The organism is Orbus hercynius (genome assembly GCF_003634275.1).
Taxonomy (GTDB): domain Bacteria; phylum Pseudomonadota; class Gammaproteobacteria; order Enterobacterales; family Orbaceae; genus Orbus; species Orbus hercynius.
On sequence record NZ_RBWY01000001.1, the window covers coordinates 756,304 to 774,641 of the forward strand.

Consider the following 18,338-nt stretch of genomic DNA (forward strand, 5'->3'; position numbering starts at 1 on the left):
CCTCCTACTTCTCATCTAACCAATCGACATTAGCCATTTTTCTTACCATGACGAACTCATCGCGGTTAGAACCTACGGTGCCATAATAATTAAAACTATAAGATTGCTGCACGTAACCACCAATCATATGTGTTGGTTTTGGATATACTCGTGTGACTGAGTTATGTATCCCACCTCGTTGCCCGGTAATTTCGGAGCTAGGGAGATTAATCAAACGCTCTTGAGCGTGATACATCACAATCATGCCCGATGGGATTCGTTGACTGACAATGGCTCTGGCGGTTAAAGCACCATTGCTATTAAAGGCTTCAACCCAATCGTTATCGGCAATCTTAAGTGTTTGTGCATCAATTTCGCTTAACCAGACAATCGGTCCACCGCGAGAGAGTGTCAACATCATTAAGTTATCGCTATACGTTGAATGGATTCCCCATTTTTGGTGTGGCGTTAAAAAGTTCAACGCTAACTCAGGATTACCATTTGACTTATATTCCTGCATACACTCAATCGATTTGCTATTCACTGGTGGGCGATAGACCAATAAGCTTTCGCCAAAGTCACGCATCCATTGATGATCTTGATACAGTTGTTGTCGGCCTGAAATCGTACGCCATGGAATGAGCTCATGTACGTTAGTATAACCGGCATTATAAGACACATGTTCATCTTCAAGGCCAGACCAAGTTGGGCTAGAGATGATTTTGCGGGGTTGTGATTGCAGATCTCTAAAGCGAATTTTTTCATCTTCTTTATTTAATGCTAAATGAGTATGATCACGTCCGGTAACTTTACCTAGTGCTTGCCAGGCTTTAACGGCAACTTGACCATTAGTTTCTGGTGCGAGTGATAAAATCATTTCTGCCGCATCAATTGCAGTATCAATTTTAGCCTGACCATTGTCCTTTGTGCCATTGAGTGCTTTTAAGAAGGCGACTTCATTTTCGGTGTTCCAGCTAATTCCCTTACCGCCATTACCGAGTTTTTCAAGTAGTGGACCAATCGAGGTGAAGCGGTGATAGGTTTCAGGGTAATTGCGTTCAACTTTGATGAATTGAGGTGCGGTTTTGCCTGGAATGAGGTCACACTCTCCTTTAAGCCAATCTTTGACATCATAAGGCTGCGCTAGCTCAGCGGCAGAGTCATGCTGAATGGGTAGGGTGACAATATCCGTTTCAACGCCTAAATGGCCAGGGCACAGGGCTGAGAACTCTTTGGCAAACCCTTTATAAATCTCCCAGTCACTTTTCGCTTCCCACGCTGGATCCACTGCTGCCGAGAGCGGATGGATGAATGGGTGCATATCTGATGTATTAAGATCGTCTTTCTCATACCATGTTGCGGTTGGTAACACGATATCAGAGAACAAACACGTGCTCGACATTCTAAAATCAAGGGTAACCACTAAATCCAATTTACCAGTTAAGGGTTTATCTTGCCACTCAAGCTCCGTTGGCTTAACTATCCCTTGTTTACCTAAATCGGTATTTTGCAGACCGTGCTCCGTACCGAGTAAATAATTGAGTAGGTATTCATGACCTTTACCTGATGAGCCGAGTAAATTAGAACGCCAAATGAAGAGCTGCCTTGGATGGCAACGATTGTCATCGGGAGACTGCGCTGCAAATTTAATCTCACCTTGTTTTAAGGCATCGACGGTATAGCTGATTGGATCTTGATTGTGTTCGGCAGCATATTTTGTAATTTTAATCGGGTTAACATTCAATTGTGGGGCAGAAGGCAACCAACCTAAACGCTCCGCTTTAATATTAAAATCGATTAGGCTATCGCTATATTTTGAACTGTCAGCCAGCGGTGATAATAACGATTTAGCCGAAACCGTTTCGTGGCGCCATTGGCTTGAATGATTATAAAAGAACGATGTACTGTTCATATGACGAGGTGGACGCTGCCAATCAAGCGCAAAAGCTAGCGGTAACCATCCCGTTTGTGGACGTAGCTTTTCTTGACCAACATAGTGTGCCCAGCCACCACCAGATTGACCGACGCAACCACAAAAAATCAGCATATTGATTAAACCACGATAGTTCATGTCCATGTGGTACCAATGATTCAGCCCAGCCCCGACGATAACCATTGAGCGGCCATGAGTTTTATTGGCATTATCGGCAAACTCTCTGGCAATGGTGATGATACGCTCTGCTGGCACGCCGGTAATTTTTTCTGCCCAAGTTGGGGTGTACGCTTTAATTTCACTGTATTTGCTTGCTGCATTATCATCATTTAAGCCACGTTCGATGCCATAGTTTGCTAGCATTAAATCGTGCACGGTTGCCACGTAAGCTTGCTGGCCATTCGCTAAGGTAATCGATTTGACCGGTAATTTGTGATATAGCACATTATCAAGTGGTACATGTTTAAAGTATTTTTGGTTTTCGCTAGCAAAATAAGGGAAACCTACATCGACAACCTCATCATGCTGATTTAATAAGCTGAGTTGTAAACGGACTTCATTTTGATTTAAGCCTTCTTTTGCCTCTAAATTCCATTTCCCTTCTTCACCCCAGCGAAAACCTGCAGAACCTTGTGGAACAACCAGTGATTGTGTTAGCTCATCAATGGCAACGGTTTTCCACTCAGGATTGTTGGCTTGACCGAGTTTATCAACCAGATCGTCTGCACGCAGCAATGATCCGGCAGCAAATGTGCCATTGTCACGTTTTTCAAGCTTAACCAACATTGGAAAATCGGTATAACGACGCGCATAATTTAAAAAGTATTCAGACGGATTATCGAGATAAAACTCTTTTAAAATAACATGCCCCATCGCTAAAGCGAGAGCGCTGTCTGTGCCTTGTTGTGGCGCAATCCACTCATCGGCAAACTTAGATACTTCGGCATAATCAGGGCAAATAGCGACTGTTTTCGTGCCTTTATATCTGACTTCAGTAAAGAAGTGCGCATCAGGCGTTCGTGTTTGCGGAATATTTGAGCCCCAGGCAATAATATACGACGAATTGTACCAGTCAGCTGATTCAGGCACGTCAGTTTGTTCACCCCACGTCATCGGAGAAGCAGGGGGCAGGTCACAATACCAATCATAGAAAGATAAACATGCGCCGCCAATTAGTGATAAGTAACGTGCACCCGCGGCGTACGAGACCATCGACATGGCTGGAATCGGTGAGAACCCCGCAATTCTATCTGGACCAAACTCTTTAATGGTCGCAATATTTGATGCGGCAATTAATTCGTTAACCTCTTGCCATGATGCTCTGACAAAATCACCTTTACCTCGTTTGGTTTTGTAAGATTGACCTTTGCTCGTATCACTAATGATCGATTGCCAGGCATCAACAGGATCGGCATATTGCTGCTTCGCTTCACGCCAAAGTGATAACAATTGCTTACGAATTAAAGGATATTTTACCCGATTGGCACTATAGAGGTACCATGAATAGCTCGCGCCTCGTGGGCAGCCTCGTGGTTCATGGTTCGGTAAGTCAGGACGAGTTCTTGGGTAGTCCGTTTGCTGCGTTTCCCAAGTTACCAGCCCATTTTTAACATAAATTTTCCAGCTACATGAACCGGTGCAGTTAACGCCATGGGTTGAGCGGACAATTTTGTCATGCTGCCAGCGCTGGCGATACGCATCTTCCCAATCACGGTTAACCGATTCAGTTTTTCCGTGACCCTCAGCGAAGGTTCCGCTCGAGTGTTTAAAAAATTTAAGATGATCAATAAATTTACTCATAATCTTGCTCCCAATAACTTGGTGACTTATTGCGCTTTATAGTTAAGTTTAGTAATCAGTGCGCAGACAATATAAAAAATCAAAAATACGATTAAGGCATAGTTAGCGGTGCCCATTAGCGTGGTTGATAAGCTAAAAAGTTGTGGGATAATAAAGCCGCCCATCGCGCCAATTGCCGAGATAAATCCAAGTGCTGCTGCTGTCATGGTTACAGCATGTTTGTTCGCTGCTTCTTGATTTGCACCTGATTTAAGGCTGTCTTCGAAAATATGTTGTCTAAAAACGACAGCAATCATTTGATAAGTAGAACCACTACCAAAACCGGCTGTAAAAAACAGTAATAAAAACATCAAATAAAAACCTAAAAAGATCCCTTTTTCGCTAACAACGCCAGGTAACATGACAAATGCGCCAATGACAAAGATAATCATTAAGATATAGTTGATTAATGTCATGCGAATGCCGTTAAATTTATCGGATAGCATGCCACCTAATGGGCGACCAATAGCGCCAACAAGTGGACCGGCAAATACGAGCAAGCTAATATCAACGTCTGGAAATTGGGTTTTACTTAATACGCCAAAGCCAGCTGAAAAACCAATAAATGATCCGAATGTTGCAAGGTACAGTAAACTTAGTGTCCACATCGTGCCATCTTTTAATACAACCGCTTGTTCTTTAAATGACGCCTTTGAGGTAGAGAGATCATTCATACCAACTAAGGCAAACACCGAGCAGATAATCAAGAAAGGAACCCAAATAAAGGCGGCATTTTGAACCCAAATACTATTACCATTGCTTAATGTTTGCCCATCACCAATTAGCGCCGGTACAAAAATGATTAATGCGGCAACTAGTTGGATAACACTAACACCCATATTGCCCAAACCGCCATTTAAACCCAATGCTCCGCCTTGCGCAGATTTTGGGTAGAAAAAGCTAATATTGGCCATGCTTGATGCAAAATTTGCACCGCCTAAACCACACAATAAGGCAATAATAATAAAGATGATATAAGGTGTATTAGGATCTTGCACGGCATAACCTAACCAAATACACGGTAATATTAAAATAATAGTGCTAAAGGTTGTCCAACGGCGGCCCCCAAATATTGGAATCACAAATGAGTAGGGCACACGAAATAGTGCACCTGATACGGACGGAATAGCCACTAATAGATACAGTTGTTCTTTGGTAAAATTAAAACCGATATCATTAAGATGAATCGAAATAATACTAAAGAGCATCCACACACAAAATCCGAGTAATAAACAAGGAATGGATATCCATAAATTACGGGTTGCTATTTTTCTACCCGTTTGTTCCCAAAACTGTTTATCATCGGGTGCCCATTTTTCGATGATTTGTGCTGATTTACTCATACTTATCTCCTGATTCACTTAATTCATATAGCTGATTATGGAATAACCCCACAATTAATAGGCTTAGTGTAAGAAAAAAGGGGAGGAATGTAATTAATCTTGAAGGATTACTACTTAAGCGGTAGACGCAGTAAAAAACCTTTAAAATTGGAGTGTTGCGTCATTATTTGGCCCAAAAAATTTACGACTAAATAAAGCAATTAATGGCACAAAAAAACAATAATTGCTTAATAATTCGTTATTACAAAATAGAATGAATAAAATAAAGAGAGTGTAGCGCGCTTACATGTACGCACCGTGTTAAGCGATAGTTATCAAGATTTTTTTTGATAGCTTGAGAGCGTTATGCCACAAAAAATACAAACGATACCAATAAAATGGTATGAAAAAAGTCGTTCATCTAAAAAAACAAAGGCTAATAATGCACCAAAAACCGGCATCAAGTGCAGAAATAATCCAGTTTTCGCCGCACCGATTTTGACAACCGCTAGTGTATAAAGCAAAAAGGCCACCACTGAGGGGAAAATACCAACATAAACAATAGCGCTAGCAGAAAAAAGACTCCACGTTAAACGTTGGTTATGAACAAATTCATTAATAAAAAAAGGTGAAATAATAATCGTTGCAAGAATAAATTGCAGGGCCGTTAAGCCAATTTTATCGATATCATTAGGTAACGTTTTAAGTAAAAGTGTATAAACCGCCCAACAAACGACAGCAATAAAAATAATGATATCACCTTTGGCAAAATTCAGTGTTAATAAGTTATCAAAATTGCCTTTGAGGACAATGATAACAACACCAATAAACGATAAAATCAGACCACATAGACGCAGTAATGGTAAGTCATGTCGGTAAAATATCACCCCAAGTAACACAATTAACATTGGGCAAAATGAATTAATCAGTAATCCGTTTGTCGCAGTAGTGTATTGTAATCCAACATAAGTTAATGAGTTAAAGGCCGCTGCACCTAAGATCGAAATAAATAAAATTTTCCAACGATACTGATAATAGCGCCTAGCATCTTTTTTCAGCGCACTAATTGCAAAGGGTAAAATAATCAATGTAGCAATTATCCAACGCGCGAAAGAGAGAGTGATTGGTGGTATAATTCCATTAACTGCACGACCAACAATGAAATTAGCTGCCCACAAAAATGGCGGCGTTACTAAAATAAGTAATAACAGTAGCTGTGACTTAAGCGTGGAAGATGTACTTAGCATTATATTTAATCACCGGAGCATAAAGAAATTGAATTGGTATCGATTTTTTAAACAAATTAAAAGAGATTTAAACATTTTAAGTACAACTGGTAAAAGGCATTATCATTGATATTGAAAAGGGGCTCTCATTTACATCGTTCTTACTCTTTGATAGTTTAAAATATCATTTTTTGTTTGCATATTTAATATTATCGTTTTTGTATGTTGATTTTGGTATCATTTTCAACTATTTCAGCTCTGATATTATGTAGTTAATTCTTTTTTTTATCAAGATGAGAAACCGACAATTATTAGTCCATTAATGCTGATGATCGGCAAAGCATGAGCAATAAATAGGCGCCAATTGCTCATTTGATAATTTTGGCATAAATTAGGGCGGCACATTGAGAGCGCTTAATGAATAGGATTCACTGCCAAAGACATTGTCATAAACTTATTATAAGTTGAATAATGACTATCAATTAAAAATAAATGGGTACCACTGGATTTGACTGCTTGCTGTAGACGATACGTATCATTTTCGCTCAAAGGATCATCAATACATGCGACAATATAGCTTGACGTTTTACTCAGAAGAGCCTTTTCTACTATACTAATCATATTTAGGCGATTTACGTTAGATAAATGCACGACTTTTTTTTCTTGTAAACCCGCTTGTTTTATCCAGCGCCGCTGCAGCATTGGCCTTGTTGATAACCATAATTGCCATTTATGTTGCTGATTAAGTAGCCGTAATAATAAAGTTTGTTGTTGTAATACTTGCTGTAAAGGGGTATCAAAACCAATGCTATCAAGTTGATTTTTTTTGGCTAAATAGATCTGATTAGCTAATTTTAATTTATTTATTCTTAACATTATAGCCTCATGACTGTATTGATATACAGTGTATATTAATACAGTGCTTTGGCAAAGTAAATAGTCATTGAATAATTTTTAACTCACTATTGTACAAATAACAACGCCATTACGACTAGCCCTGCTTAATGAGTTGGTAAGTCAAAATACCCAGTATCGTCATGATGATCGAACCAATCACATGAATGGCAATCGCGCTTATTCCTAGGGTAATTTGGCCTTTTTGTAAAAAGTTCACAATTTCAGCAGAAAAGGTCGAGAACGTTGATAACCCGCCGCAAAATCCGGTGATGATCAGTAGCCGCCACTCAGGCGAAATACTCGGAAAATTGCTCAATAATGACATGGCAAAACCAATAATGTATCCTGCAATTAAGTTTGATAATAACGTACCAAATGGAATCGTATAATAATGATTAAACTTGTTAGATAAAATCCAACGTAATATACCACCAGCAGCGGAGCCTATAGCAATGGCAATAATGGCTTTTAACATAGACTATCCTAATTCATTCATGTCAAAAAAAGAGATATTATATGCCAAAAAGAGCCATAAGGATATTGGATTTCTCGGCACAGCTATCCTGACTCATCAGTAACATTATCATAAGTTAATCTTAGTCGTTTTAAAAGTGACAATGCGCTCATTTTTCGCGGATAAGTTATAACCTGACGGGTTATTATTACTAAAATTTAATGGTAGAATAATAACAGACACACAGTTAAAGGGATAATAAATATGTTCACGGGCATCGTACAAGGCATCGGCGAAATTGTTAATATTACAGATCATGATCAGCTACGTACCTATCAAGTTAAGTTACCATCACACTTAACTCATCATATTGAAATTGGTGCATCGATTGCGAACGATGGTTGTTGTTTAACTGTCACTCATTTTAGTCATGACTGCGTGACATTTGATATTATTCAAGAAACACTAGCATTAACTACCTTAGGGGGTAAAGTCATCGGTGACTTGGTAAATATTGAACGAAGCGCTAAATATGGTGATGAGATAGGGGGGCATGTGATGTCAGGCCATATTTCTGGGGTTGCCATTATTAAGGTGATTAATCGCAGTATGACCAATTGTGAAATGGTACTTGAGTTACCAAAATCATTAATGAAATATATTTTGTATAAAGGATTTATTGGCATTGATGGTGCGAGTTTAACGATTGGAAATGTAACTGACAGTGGTTTTAGTATTCATTTGATTCCAGAAACTTTGGCAATTACAACACTTAAAAATAAACAAGTAGGGGATTTAGTTAATATTGAAATCGATTCTCAAACCCAAGCGATTGTGGCCACAGTTGAACGCGTTTTAGCACAAAAGCAAGCGTAATATCTGTTGATTATTTGACAGAGCTATCAACTAATACATAGATGCAGCACATTAAATATGCTGCATCTTATACCATTAAAAATGGGGCAGTTTATTGTGATTAATCGCTTGCCAAAATTGACTGATTGTTAATGCTTTACCTTTTAACCGAGCTTCTTGTTTCTCTTTTGAATAATACAAGTCAATAAATAAGCCATTTTCATCGCTATTTTCTGAATTAACATTGACATCGATTAATGGTGAATTACTTAAAAATAGCTGTGAAAATACAGTGATAAATTGGGATGCAGAGTCGATATCGTTTTGAGTCGGCTCATTTTGCTTTGGATTCATCAGCTGCGCATATAGATAAGAAAGCGGTTTGAGTGGAAAATTAACTTGCGAAGTCGCAAGTACAATATCATCTTGAGTTAACTGTTTATACGATTTTAATGATACCTCTTTAATCTGAATTGCAAAATTAGCATTCAGTTCGCCTTGTTGAGTATGCCATGAAAATTTATCTAAACTAGCAAGCATATTTTGCTTATCGAGGTCATTTTTATCAAACGTATACCCAATTAGCATTTGCCCTTTGCCTAAGTTTTGCTGATCAAAAGATAAACTGTCGACAGAAGTTAATAATTTGCCACTGAGTGTATCGTTGATTTGAGTATTTTCAAAAGTCAACACTAACTTATTAAAGCTCAATTTATTTTCATCATTGTTAAGTCTAGATAGTAACGATAATTCATCCAATCGAAATTGTTGATCAAGATTATGGGTTTGATCACTCTCGGTGATATATTTACCTGATAAACTCAAATTATTGACAGAAATTCTTTGTATAGCAGCTGAGCTGTTTTCCATAATTAATTGCCCAATGCTACCATTAAGCGACATGTTGTCGAACTGTTTATCAATCGAGACGACTAAATTGTTTTGGCTTGTTTGCCAGTGACGGCCTTTATCATCCGTATAATTGATTGGCTGATTTGCGACCAAAATATTAATATTATCATAATAATCAATACTAGCATTTAATGTCATAAAAGGCTGATCGCCAGAAGCTTGCCAAAGCTTTTCATTGCCGTCTTGTGAGGTTCGATAAAAAACAGCAGCCATTTTGGGTAAAAAACGACCGGCTTTTAGCTCACTCCATGGCAAAGGGCCATGATAGATAATCACCACATCATCAACAAGAGTATGATGCGTTTTAGGATTGTTTACTTTAATATGAAAAGAGGTTGAAAAGATGCCTTTTTTATAGTCATCATATTGAAATTCAACATTTAACAGATACGGATTTTGGTTTATCTTCTCTTGTAATTGAGTGATTTTACGCTCAAATTGATTTTGGATCATATTACCGGTGTACCAAGATGCAACGATATACCCAATAATTAGTATAATAATGATAGCAAGGGCAATCATTCCTTTTTTCATGACTAAAAGTTCCTTAGTAAATTAATCTTCACAGTGCAAAGCAAACTGACTGAGCAAAGTCTGAATATAATCGATACGTTGTTGTTTTTGTAGCTCAGTTTTTAACAATTTTAATCGATTTTGTCCATCTAAACGATAAATTTTTGGTGCTTTTTGTATCTCTCCAATTAAGTAATCGATCGAAATATGATTATTTTTACCAAATTCAATATAACCACCTTTCTCTGAGAACTCAATTTTATTAATACCAAGTTGCATAGCATTAAATCGAATCTTCGTGACATCTAATAAAAATTGCACAGGATCAGGTAAACGGCCAAAGCGATCTATCATTTCAATTTTTATGTTTATCAGCTCATCAAGATCCGCAATACTGGCTATGCGTTTATAAAGCGATAAACGCGTATTGACATCAGGAATAAAATCTTGCGGTATTAACGTTGGTAGGCGCAATTCAACTTCGGTATGTTGACTATTCAATAGTGATTCAAGCGATGGTTCTTTACCTTGTTTTAATGATTTCACCGCTTCATCGAGTAATTCCATATAGAGGGTAAAGCCAATCGTTTCAATTTGACCACTTTGATCTTCACCGAGTAATTCACCTGCACCTCTAATTTCGAGGTCGTGCGTTGCTAATGCAAAACCCGCGCCAAGATCTTCTAAAGTGGCAATGGCTTCTAAGCGTTTTTGGGCATCTTTTGTCAGTACTTTGGGCGGTGGGGTAAGCAAATAGGCATAGGCTTGATGATATGAACGACCAACTCGGCCTCTTAATTGATGCAGCTGTGCTAAACCAAATTTATCAGCACGTTCGATAATAATGGTATTTGCATTAGGAATATCAATACCGGTTTCAATAATTGTTGTACAAATGAGTAAATTAAACCGTTGATGATGGAAATCATTCATGACGCGTTCTAAGTCACGTTCGTGCATTTGCCCATGTCCAATGCCAATACGTGCTTCGGGAATCAGTTCTTGAAGCTTTTCTTTTGTGTGTTCTATATTGGCCACGTCATTATGTAAATAATACACTTGACCACCACGTAAAATTTCACGCAAAATGGCTTCTCGAATGACATAATGATCATATTCACGCACAAAGGTTTTTACCGCTAAACGCCTTGCGGGTGGTGTGGCGATGATTGAAAGATCACGCATGCCGCTCATGGCCATATTGAGCGTTCTTGGGATCGGTGTTGCTGTTAAGGTCAAGATATCAACGTCGGCACGCATGGCCTTAATTCGCTCTTTTTGCCTTACGCCAAAGCGGTGCTCCTCATCAACCATTAAGAGCCCCAAGTCATGCCATTTTACATCAGTTTGTAGCAGTTTATGGGTACCAATAACAATATCCACTTTACCTGCTTCTAAAGCTTGTAATATCTGTTGTTGTTGCTTAGCCGTTTTAAAGCGAGAGAGTGATTCAACCCGAATTGGCCAGTTAGCAAATCGATCACAAAAATTTTCATAATGCTGCTGAGCGAGTAGAGTAGTGGGAACTAATAACGCAACTTGTTTATGATTAATTACGGCTAAAAATGCAGCGCGCATTGCCACTTCGGTTTTACCAAAGCCAACATCTCCACACACTAAACGATCCATTGCATTTGGCGAACACATATCACTAATTACCGCACTAATAGCACTAAGCTGATCATCGGTCTCTTGATAAGCAAATCCCTGGCGAAATAGTTCGTATTGTTCGCGATCTTGCTTAAATTCAAATCCGGGCTTTGCTTCTCGCTGAGCATAGATATCTAGGAGCTCAGCCGCCACATCCCTGACTTTTTCAGCGGCTTTTTCGCGCGCTTTACTCCAAGCATCAGTTCCCAATTTATTTAATGGTGCATTATCTTCATTACCACCAGAGTAACGGCTAATCAAGTTTAATGATGAAATAGGGACATATAATTTTGTTTCATTGGCATACAAAATCACCAAATATTCTGCCGTAATCCCGCCGGTTTCAAGCGTCGTTAAACCTGCATATCGACCAACCCCATGTTCAAGATGTACAACGGGTTTACCCGGTGTTAATTCAGCAAGGCTGCGCACTAAATTATCGGTATTGATCGCTTGTTTGTTTTCTTTTCGATGACGAATAATACGTCGACCAAGTAGCTCATTTTCGGTCATTAAAGCAAATTGCTGATCAACATCAATGAAGCCTTGCTCACTTGCACCAACTGTTAAATAAAATCGTTCGCTATCAAATGTCAGATTAGATAAAGTTTCACGGTATTTCGGATAGATCTTAATTTTGCTAATGATATCTTGTAGCGCTTCACGTCGCCCTTCGGACTCAACTGAAAAGACAATCTTACCTTGATAATGATCAATAAACTGGCTAAATTGTTGGTAAGGATCTTTTTGCTGAACCTGTATGGCAAGCGCTGGTAAAGCTTGATAGTTTAGGTTAATCGCTTTTTTGTTACTTAATCTATCGTGGCTAATAACAACACGTTTGTATTGTTTAAATTGTGAGAAAACTTCATCGACTTTTAACCAAATTTTCTCAGGTGCCAGTAAAGGGCGCATTGGATCAATTTTGCGGCTTTCATAACGGTTTTGTATATCTTGCCAATACTTTTCAGCAAATTGATGTACATTTGCTGTAGTAATAAATAATGTGTTATCGGGCAGATAACTAAATAATGGTGCCAGCGGTTCGGTAAAAAATAGTGCTTGCCAGTATTCAATACCCGTTGGTAAAATGCCTTTAGTTACTTGTTGATAAATGCTTTCTGCCTCTAATCTAACTTCAAAATTTTCCCGCCATTGGCTACGAAACAGATCAATAGCTGCTTTATCAAATGGAAATTCATGAGCTGGTAGCAATTGGATTTGGTCAATCTCATCAAGGGTACGCTGGCTTTCAACATCAAAAATACGGATACTGTCGATTTCATCATCAAAGAAATCAATGCGATATGGGGAACGACTGCCCATCGGGTAAATATCAAAAAGTGCTCCCCGTGTGGCATATTCCCCATGTTCCATCACTTGGCTAACATGCCGATAGCCCGCATTTTCAAGTTCAACTCTGAGATCTTCTCGTGATATCCGTTGTCCTTTTTTCATCATAAATACATGCCCACTAAGATAGGTATGAGGGCAAACTTTTTGCATCATGGTATTCATGGGCAAAATCAAAGCCCCTTGACGAAACGATGATAATTGATGAAGACATGATAATCTTTCAGAGACAATATCTTGATGAGGTGAAAAGCTATCATACGGCAATGTTTCCCAATCAGGGAAAAGAATTGATGGATAAGGTGAGTACTGTTTTAACTCTTCATTTAAGCGTATAGTTTGTTGCATATCATCCGTCACAATGACCACTGGGCCTTGATGACGTGCTAGTATTTGAGCACAAAATAGGGATAGTGATGAACCAACAAGTTGACCATACTCTTGTGTCTCACCAGCGGCTTTTGGCAGTATAATATTTGACATGTAGCAATCTTAATAAAAGGATTATGAATTTTTAAAAATTATAACTTAATTTCACTAATTAAGAAATCAGCATCTTAACGATTGTTAATGCTTGATATGCTAACGAATTATCGCTATTATTAAGGCAATTTTAGCTTACAAATTTAATTATCATATAGATTTATCATTTTGATTATTAAAGAGAAATAAATATGTTTCGTCCTTTGCCTCTTTTCATCGGTTTACGTTATGCTTATAGCAAAAAATCCGATAGTTTTGGCCGATTTGTTTCTTGGCTGTCAATGATTGGCATCATGCTTGGTTCCATTGGATTAATTGTGATTATGTCGGTAATGAATGGATTTGAAAACGAGATGCAAAATAATATATTACAATATATTCCTCAAGCCCAAATTACTGCTGATAATGAACGGATATCAACGACAGAGTATCCTAAATCATCGCTACCGCCATTAAAACAAGTTAATAATATGGTGCCACTTGTCAGCGGAGATGTTATTTTACAAAGTGCAAAAAGCATTGTGTTAACCACCATGCTCGGCGTTGATCCAAGCAAATACGATCCAATCATCAATAACGTGTATTGGGGCGAATTTGCCACGTTACAATCGGGCCAATATAATATTATTTTAGGTCGTAACCTTGCTAGCCAATTAAATGTTAATGTGGGTGATAAAATCCGTTTAATGGTACCAGAAGTCAGCCAAATTACCCCGGTTGGTAAGCTGCCTAGCCAACGAGTTTTTACTGTTTCAGGGCTATTTTCGGTCAACCGAGATATTGAGCAATCGATTGTTTATCTCAATATTGATGATGCCGCTAAATTAATGCGTTATCCAGATAATACCATCACAAGTTGGCGACTATACTTAGACAAGCCGCTAAACATTGAGTCTCTCGTTAGCGAAACATTACCCAAATCACTCCATTTTATCGATTGGCGAGTAAAACGCGGTGAGCTCTTTCAAGCGATAAAAATGGAAAAGAACGTGATGGGTTTATTAATTAGCCTGATTGTGATTGTGGCGGCTTTTAATATTATAACGTCACTAAGTTTATTAGTAATGGAAAAACAAAATGAGATTGCTATCTTAAAAACTCAAGGACTAACGCGTAAAAACATTATGTTAATTTTTGTGATTCAAGGGGCAAGTTCAGGCATTATTGGCACTGTAGTTGGCTGCTTTATTGGCTTGATGTTCGCCTTAAATTTAAGTGACATTATGTCGGCTCTCGGATTAACATTCTCTGGTATTCGCTTACCTTCAGTCGTTGATATGGCACAAGTAACGGTGGTGTTTATCGCTTTACTGCTGTTATCGATTGTTGCCACGCTCTATCCTGCCTATCGAGCCGCCAATATCCAACCCGCTGAGGCATTACGCTATGAATAATTACCAAACGGACCTATCTTCTACACCATTGCTATCAACGGTTAATTTATGTAAAAGTTATCAAGATGGCAAAGTAACAACCCATATACTAAATAATGTGAATTTTTCAATTAATGCAAAAACTATGACATCCATTATTGGTAGTTCAGGCTCAGGTAAAAGCACCTTATTACATTTGTTAGGTGGCCTTGATACCCCGACCTCAGGCGAGGTGATATTTAAACAACAGTCATTAAATCGTTTATCTGAAATTCGCAAAGCGCATTTACGTAATAAAGAGATCGGCTTTGTGTATCAATTCCATCATTTGTTATCTGATTTTTCAGCGTTAGAAAATGTCGCGATGCCATTATTAATTGCCGGAATTAACGCTAAACAAGCACAAGAACAGGCATTTGAGATGCTAAAATCGGTTAATTTGTCACATCGTTCAAAGCACCGACCGGCAGAATTATCCGGCGGTGAGCGGCAACGCATTGCCATTGGTCGTGCATTAATTAATCATCCTTCCATTGTTATGGCCGATGAGCCAACAGGTAATTTAGATCAGGCTACTGCAGAAACGATATTTGAACTATTAATTGAACTTAATCAACACTATGGTACGGCATTTTTAGTGGTGACCCATGATTTAGTTTTAGCGAAAAAAATGGACCAGCAGTATATGATGTCTCATGGTTCACTAACATTACATGAGAGTGAATAAAACGATGCTAGCACTGTTTATGGCACGAAAATTTAGACAAGGACGTAAGCAAAGTGGCATGTTATCACTGATTTCAGTGATATCAACTTTAAGTATCGCTATCGGTATTGCGGCGTTAATTATTGGTTTAAGTGCAATGAACGGCTTTGAAAGAGAGTTGAAAAACCGAGTGCTGTCGGTCATTCCACATGCTGAGTTTTATGCCGAGAATGGTACACTGGCCAATTGGCGCTCAGTGGAAAATCAGATTGCCCATAGCCCAAATATCATTGCATCAGCTCCCTTTATCCGTTTTTCCGGATTGGTTGAAAAAGGCACCAAATTAAAAGCGCTTCAAGTGCAGGGCGTGAATATCGCTCAGGAAGAGCAAATGAGTGTTTTACCGCGCTATGTTTTGCATGATAAGTGGCCATCATTTGCCGATAATCAACAGCAAATTATTATTGGCGCCGGTTTGGCGGATGCGTTATCGGCCAAAGAAGGCGATTGGATAACATTATTAATCCCAACTAGCGGTGATTCCGGTCAGCTTAAACAACCCAAAAGAGTGCGCCTAATGGTGGTAGGTATCATGGACTTTAGCGGTAGTTTAGGCAATAGCGTTGCTTTTATTCCGTTAGCTGATGCGCAACAATACCTCAATATAGGTGACAACGTCACGGGCATAAAGGTCAATGTTAATAATATTTACCGTGCTAATTATATCGCGCAAAATACCGCGATGAATATTATAACACCGTTATCTGTGTCGAGTTGGGAAGTTAACTATGGCTATATGTACCATGATATTCAAATGATTCGGCAGATTATGTATTTAGCGATGGTTGTTGTGATGGGCGTTGCCTGCTTTAGTATTGTATCAACTCTAGTTATTGCCGTTAAAGATAAACAACGTGATATTGCGATACTCAAAACATTAGGCGCCACTAATGAATTGATTCGTAAAATATTCATTTTTTACGGTTTGATTTCCGGTTTGGTGGGAAGTGTGATTGGTGCTATCCTTGGGATTATCATTTCATGGCAGCTTTCAAATATCATACTGGTTATTCAATCGTTAATTGGACGCCAGTTATTAAATAGTCATATCTACTTTATCGACTTTCTTCCTTCTGAAATTCATATCGTCGATATTGTGATTGTATTTTGTACAGCGATGTTATTAACATTAATAGCGAGCTATTATCCAGCTCGCCGAGCGTGTAAAGTCGATCCCGTTAAAATTCTCAACGGTTTTTAATCGCTAAATGGTCGTGGTGAATAAGCAACATAAACTAAGCAATATCAACCACTTGGATATCAAGCTGCCAAGGCTTATTCTCGCGCCAATATTGCTGTTCCTGTTCTAGATCGAATAGTACTAAGCGATTATGTTTTGCAAAAGTTTTATCCATCATCAAGACCATTTTGCATGGATCATGATCTATAATGGTTAATTTAAACACGGATGGATCGAGATTTTCTGACCGCTGATTATTAATAAGCACCGATAATCTTAATATTTGTAGCAGAGGGTAAATCTGTTTTTTCTCAAATAAGCTAAAGTAGGGAAGGTGATCTAATTTAAAACTTTTACGATGATATTTAACTAATGTTGATAATAAAAATTGTTGCTCTTCATTAAATCCTGGCATATTACTATGTTGTAAAATATAGGCTGAGTGTTTATGAATACCCGAAAAATTAATGCCTAGACCAATCTCGTGCAGCTGCGCGGCCCAATCGAGAATCGATTCAAGAACCGCGTCAATATCTACCAAAGCATGTTGTCGCCATTGTGTCATTAAATGCTGAGCTGTCAAAGCAACGTTTTTAGCATGTAGCTCGTCAACACGATATAATTTAGATAAGTCATCAATGGTTTTCTGATAAATATCTTGATGCTTAGAATTATTACCAATCATTTCATAAAGTACACCTTCACGCAGTGCACTTTGAGTATAATGCAGTTCTTTCAAACCAAACGCTTTAAATACCCCATAAAATATCGCCAGCCCACTAACAAATACCCGTTTTCGTTCATTAGAAAGTGATGGGTAATTAATATCATCAAAATGATTAAATTCAAGGATATATGAAACTAAATCATCCAACCTTTTTGGGGTAATAATGCCATCACTCACACCGATATCCAGTAAAATATTATAGATACTTTTAATTGTGCCTGATGCGCCAAAGGCAATGGCAATATTATTATTTTTGACAAAATGGATGATTTTTTCGACTTGCTGCTCAGCTGCAAATCTTGCTTTTTCAAATGCTTGACGAGTGATTTTTTCATCTGGAAAAAACTGTTTAGCATACGTTACACAGCCCATTGGTCTGCTTTCAACTAATGTCGGGTTAAGCGCCTTACCTATGGCGATTTCCGTTGAACCACCACCAACATCAATAACAAATTTTACTTCCGATTTTGGTACAGATTCATTATTGATCGCACCAAGGTAGATAAGACGTGCTTCTTCTTGACCTGAAACAATTTCAATAGGATAAGGGAAAACCTTGGCGGCTTCAGTTAAAAATTGATGCCTATTTTTGGCGACGCGCAGCGCATAGGTACCAATTACTTTAACATGTGAGGCTGGGAAATTGGCTAAACGTTCGGCAAACATCGCTAGACATGCCACGCCCCGTTGAATACTACTTTGACTCAAAAAATAATCACTATTTAATCCCGTTGCCAAATGAATATTCTGCTTGTTTTTATAAATGACTTGTAAAGCATTATCACTTTTCTTCATAATAATCATGTGAAAACTATTGGAGCCAAGATCCATAATAGCGTATTCATGGTTATGGTGTTGTTTAGATTGCACTCAATA

12 protein-coding genes are annotated in these 18,338 nt (G+C 38.4%); 4 read left to right on the forward strand and 8 right to left on the reverse strand.

Annotation, left to right across the window (positions count from 1 at the left end):
- Positions 1-4: 4 nt before the first annotated feature.
- The 5 genes from DES39_RS03650 to crcB all read right to left on the reverse strand — a co-directional run bounded on the left by DES39_RS03650 (position 5) and on the right by crcB (position 7,671).
- Entirely contained in the window at positions 5-3,712 is a 3,708-nt protein-coding gene (locus DES39_RS03650; protein ID WP_121144390.1) for a nitrate reductase subunit alpha, read from the reverse strand.
- A gap of 26 nt (positions 3,713-3,738) precedes the next feature.
- Positions 3,739-5,094: an MFS transporter gene (locus DES39_RS03655; RefSeq protein WP_147405418.1), complete on the reverse strand. Its 1,356-nt coding sequence runs from the start codon at positions 5,092-5,094 to the stop codon at positions 3,739-3,741.
- Between the two features lie 314 nt (positions 5,095-5,408).
- On the reverse strand, positions 5,409-6,320 hold the full coding sequence (locus DES39_RS03660; RefSeq protein WP_121144392.1) for a DMT family transporter: 912 nt from the start codon (positions 6,318-6,320) through the stop codon (positions 5,409-5,411).
- A gap of 393 nt (positions 6,321-6,713) precedes the next feature.
- Positions 6,714-7,175, reverse strand: coding sequence for a SulA-like leucine-rich domain-containing protein (locus tag DES39_RS03665; RefSeq protein WP_121144393.1), 462 nt, complete (start codon positions 7,173-7,175; stop codon positions 6,714-6,716).
- Positions 7,176-7,290: 115 nt separating this feature from the next.
- A complete protein-coding gene (crcB, locus tag DES39_RS03670) occupies positions 7,291-7,671 on the reverse strand; it encodes a fluoride efflux transporter CrcB (RefSeq protein WP_121144394.1) in 381 nt (126 codons plus the stop codon).
- 243 nt (positions 7,672-7,914) lie between these two features.
- Between crcB and DES39_RS03675 the strand changes: the two genes are divergently transcribed.
- The gene (locus DES39_RS03675) at positions 7,915-8,526 is read left to right on the forward strand and encodes a riboflavin synthase subunit alpha (protein WP_121144395.1); all 612 of its coding nucleotides are present in this window, start codon (positions 7,915-7,917) and stop codon (positions 8,524-8,526) included.
- 75 nt (positions 8,527-8,601) lie between these two features.
- Here DES39_RS03675 and DES39_RS03680 read toward each other — a convergent pair whose 3' ends face one another.
- The gene (locus DES39_RS03680) at positions 8,602-9,951 is read right to left on the reverse strand and encodes a DUF945 family protein (RefSeq protein WP_121144396.1); all 1,350 of its coding nucleotides are present in this window, start codon (positions 9,949-9,951) and stop codon (positions 8,602-8,604) included.
- Positions 9,952-9,972: 21 nt separating this feature from the next.
- Positions 9,973-13,416: a transcription-repair coupling factor gene (mfd, locus tag DES39_RS03685; protein ID WP_121144397.1), complete on the reverse strand. Its 3,444-nt coding sequence runs from the start codon at positions 13,414-13,416 to the stop codon at positions 9,973-9,975.
- A 191-nt stretch (positions 13,417-13,607) separates the two neighbouring features.
- Here mfd and lolC point away from each other — a divergent pair, with 191 nt between their 5' ends.
- From lolC to lolE, 3 genes are read left to right on the forward strand one after another with little or no spacing between them, the layout of a single operon-like run.
- Positions 13,608-14,810 carry a lipoprotein-releasing ABC transporter permease subunit LolC gene (gene lolC, locus DES39_RS03690; protein WP_121144398.1) on the forward strand — a complete coding sequence of 401 codons (1,203 nt, stop codon included), beginning with the start codon at positions 13,608-13,610 and terminating at the stop codon, positions 14,808-14,810.
- Complete coding sequence (lolD, locus tag DES39_RS03695) at positions 14,803-15,516, forward strand: lipoprotein-releasing ABC transporter ATP-binding protein LolD (RefSeq protein ID WP_121144399.1); 714 nt, start codon at positions 14,803-14,805, stop codon at positions 15,514-15,516. Before lolC ends, lolD begins: the two co-directional genes overlap by 8 nt.
- A gap of 4 nt (positions 15,517-15,520) precedes the next feature.
- The gene (lolE, locus tag DES39_RS03700; protein WP_281271069.1) at positions 15,521-16,756 is read left to right on the forward strand and encodes a lipoprotein-releasing ABC transporter permease subunit LolE; all 1,236 of its coding nucleotides are present in this window, start codon (positions 15,521-15,523) and stop codon (positions 16,754-16,756) included.
- 34 nt (positions 16,757-16,790) lie between these two features.
- Here the strand turns inward: lolE and DES39_RS03705 are convergent, their stop codons facing one another.
- Entirely contained in the window at positions 16,791-18,332 is a 1,542-nt protein-coding gene (locus DES39_RS03705; RefSeq protein ID WP_211324606.1) for a Ppx/GppA phosphatase family protein, read from the reverse strand.
- Between the last annotated feature and the right edge of the window lie 6 nt (positions 18,333-18,338).

What these genes read in the sequence shown, in the direction of transcription:
- crcB (WP_121144394.1), bottom strand. Translation starts at nt 7,671, where the DNA reads ATGTTAAAAGCCATTATTGCCATTGCTATAGGCTCCGCTGCTGGTGGT.
- DES39_RS03680 (WP_121144396.1), bottom strand. Translation starts at nt 9,951, where the DNA reads ATGAAAAAAGGAATGATTGCCCTTGCTATCATTATTATACTAATTATT.
- lolC (WP_121144398.1), top strand. Translation starts at nt 13,608, where the DNA reads ATGTTTCGTCCTTTGCCTCTTTTCATCGGTTTACGTTATGCTTATAGC.
- DES39_RS03675 (WP_121144395.1), top strand. Translation starts at nt 7,915, where the DNA reads ATGTTCACGGGCATCGTACAAGGCATCGGCGAAATTGTTAATATTACA.
- DES39_RS03650 (WP_121144390.1), bottom strand. Translation starts at nt 3,712, where the DNA reads ATGAGTAAATTTATTGATCATCTTAAATTTTTTAAACACTCGAGCGGA.
- DES39_RS03665 (WP_121144393.1), bottom strand. Translation starts at nt 7,175, where the DNA reads ATGTTAAGAATAAATAAATTAAAATTAGCTAATCAGATCTATTTAGCC.
- DES39_RS03660 (WP_121144392.1), bottom strand. Translation starts at nt 6,320, where the DNA reads ATGCTAAGTACATCTTCCACGCTTAAGTCACAGCTACTGTTATTACTT.
- lolE (WP_281271069.1), top strand. Translation starts at nt 15,521, where the DNA reads ATGCTAGCACTGTTTATGGCACGAAAATTTAGACAAGGACGTAAGCAA.
- DES39_RS03655 (WP_147405418.1), bottom strand. Translation starts at nt 5,094, where the DNA reads ATGAGTAAATCAGCACAAATCATCGAAAAATGGGCACCCGATGATAAA.
- lolD (WP_121144399.1), top strand. Translation starts at nt 14,803, where the DNA reads ATGAATAATTACCAAACGGACCTATCTTCTACACCATTGCTATCAACG.
- mfd (WP_121144397.1), bottom strand. Translation starts at nt 13,416, where the DNA reads ATGTCAAATATTATACTGCCAAAAGCCGCTGGTGAGACACAAGAGTAT.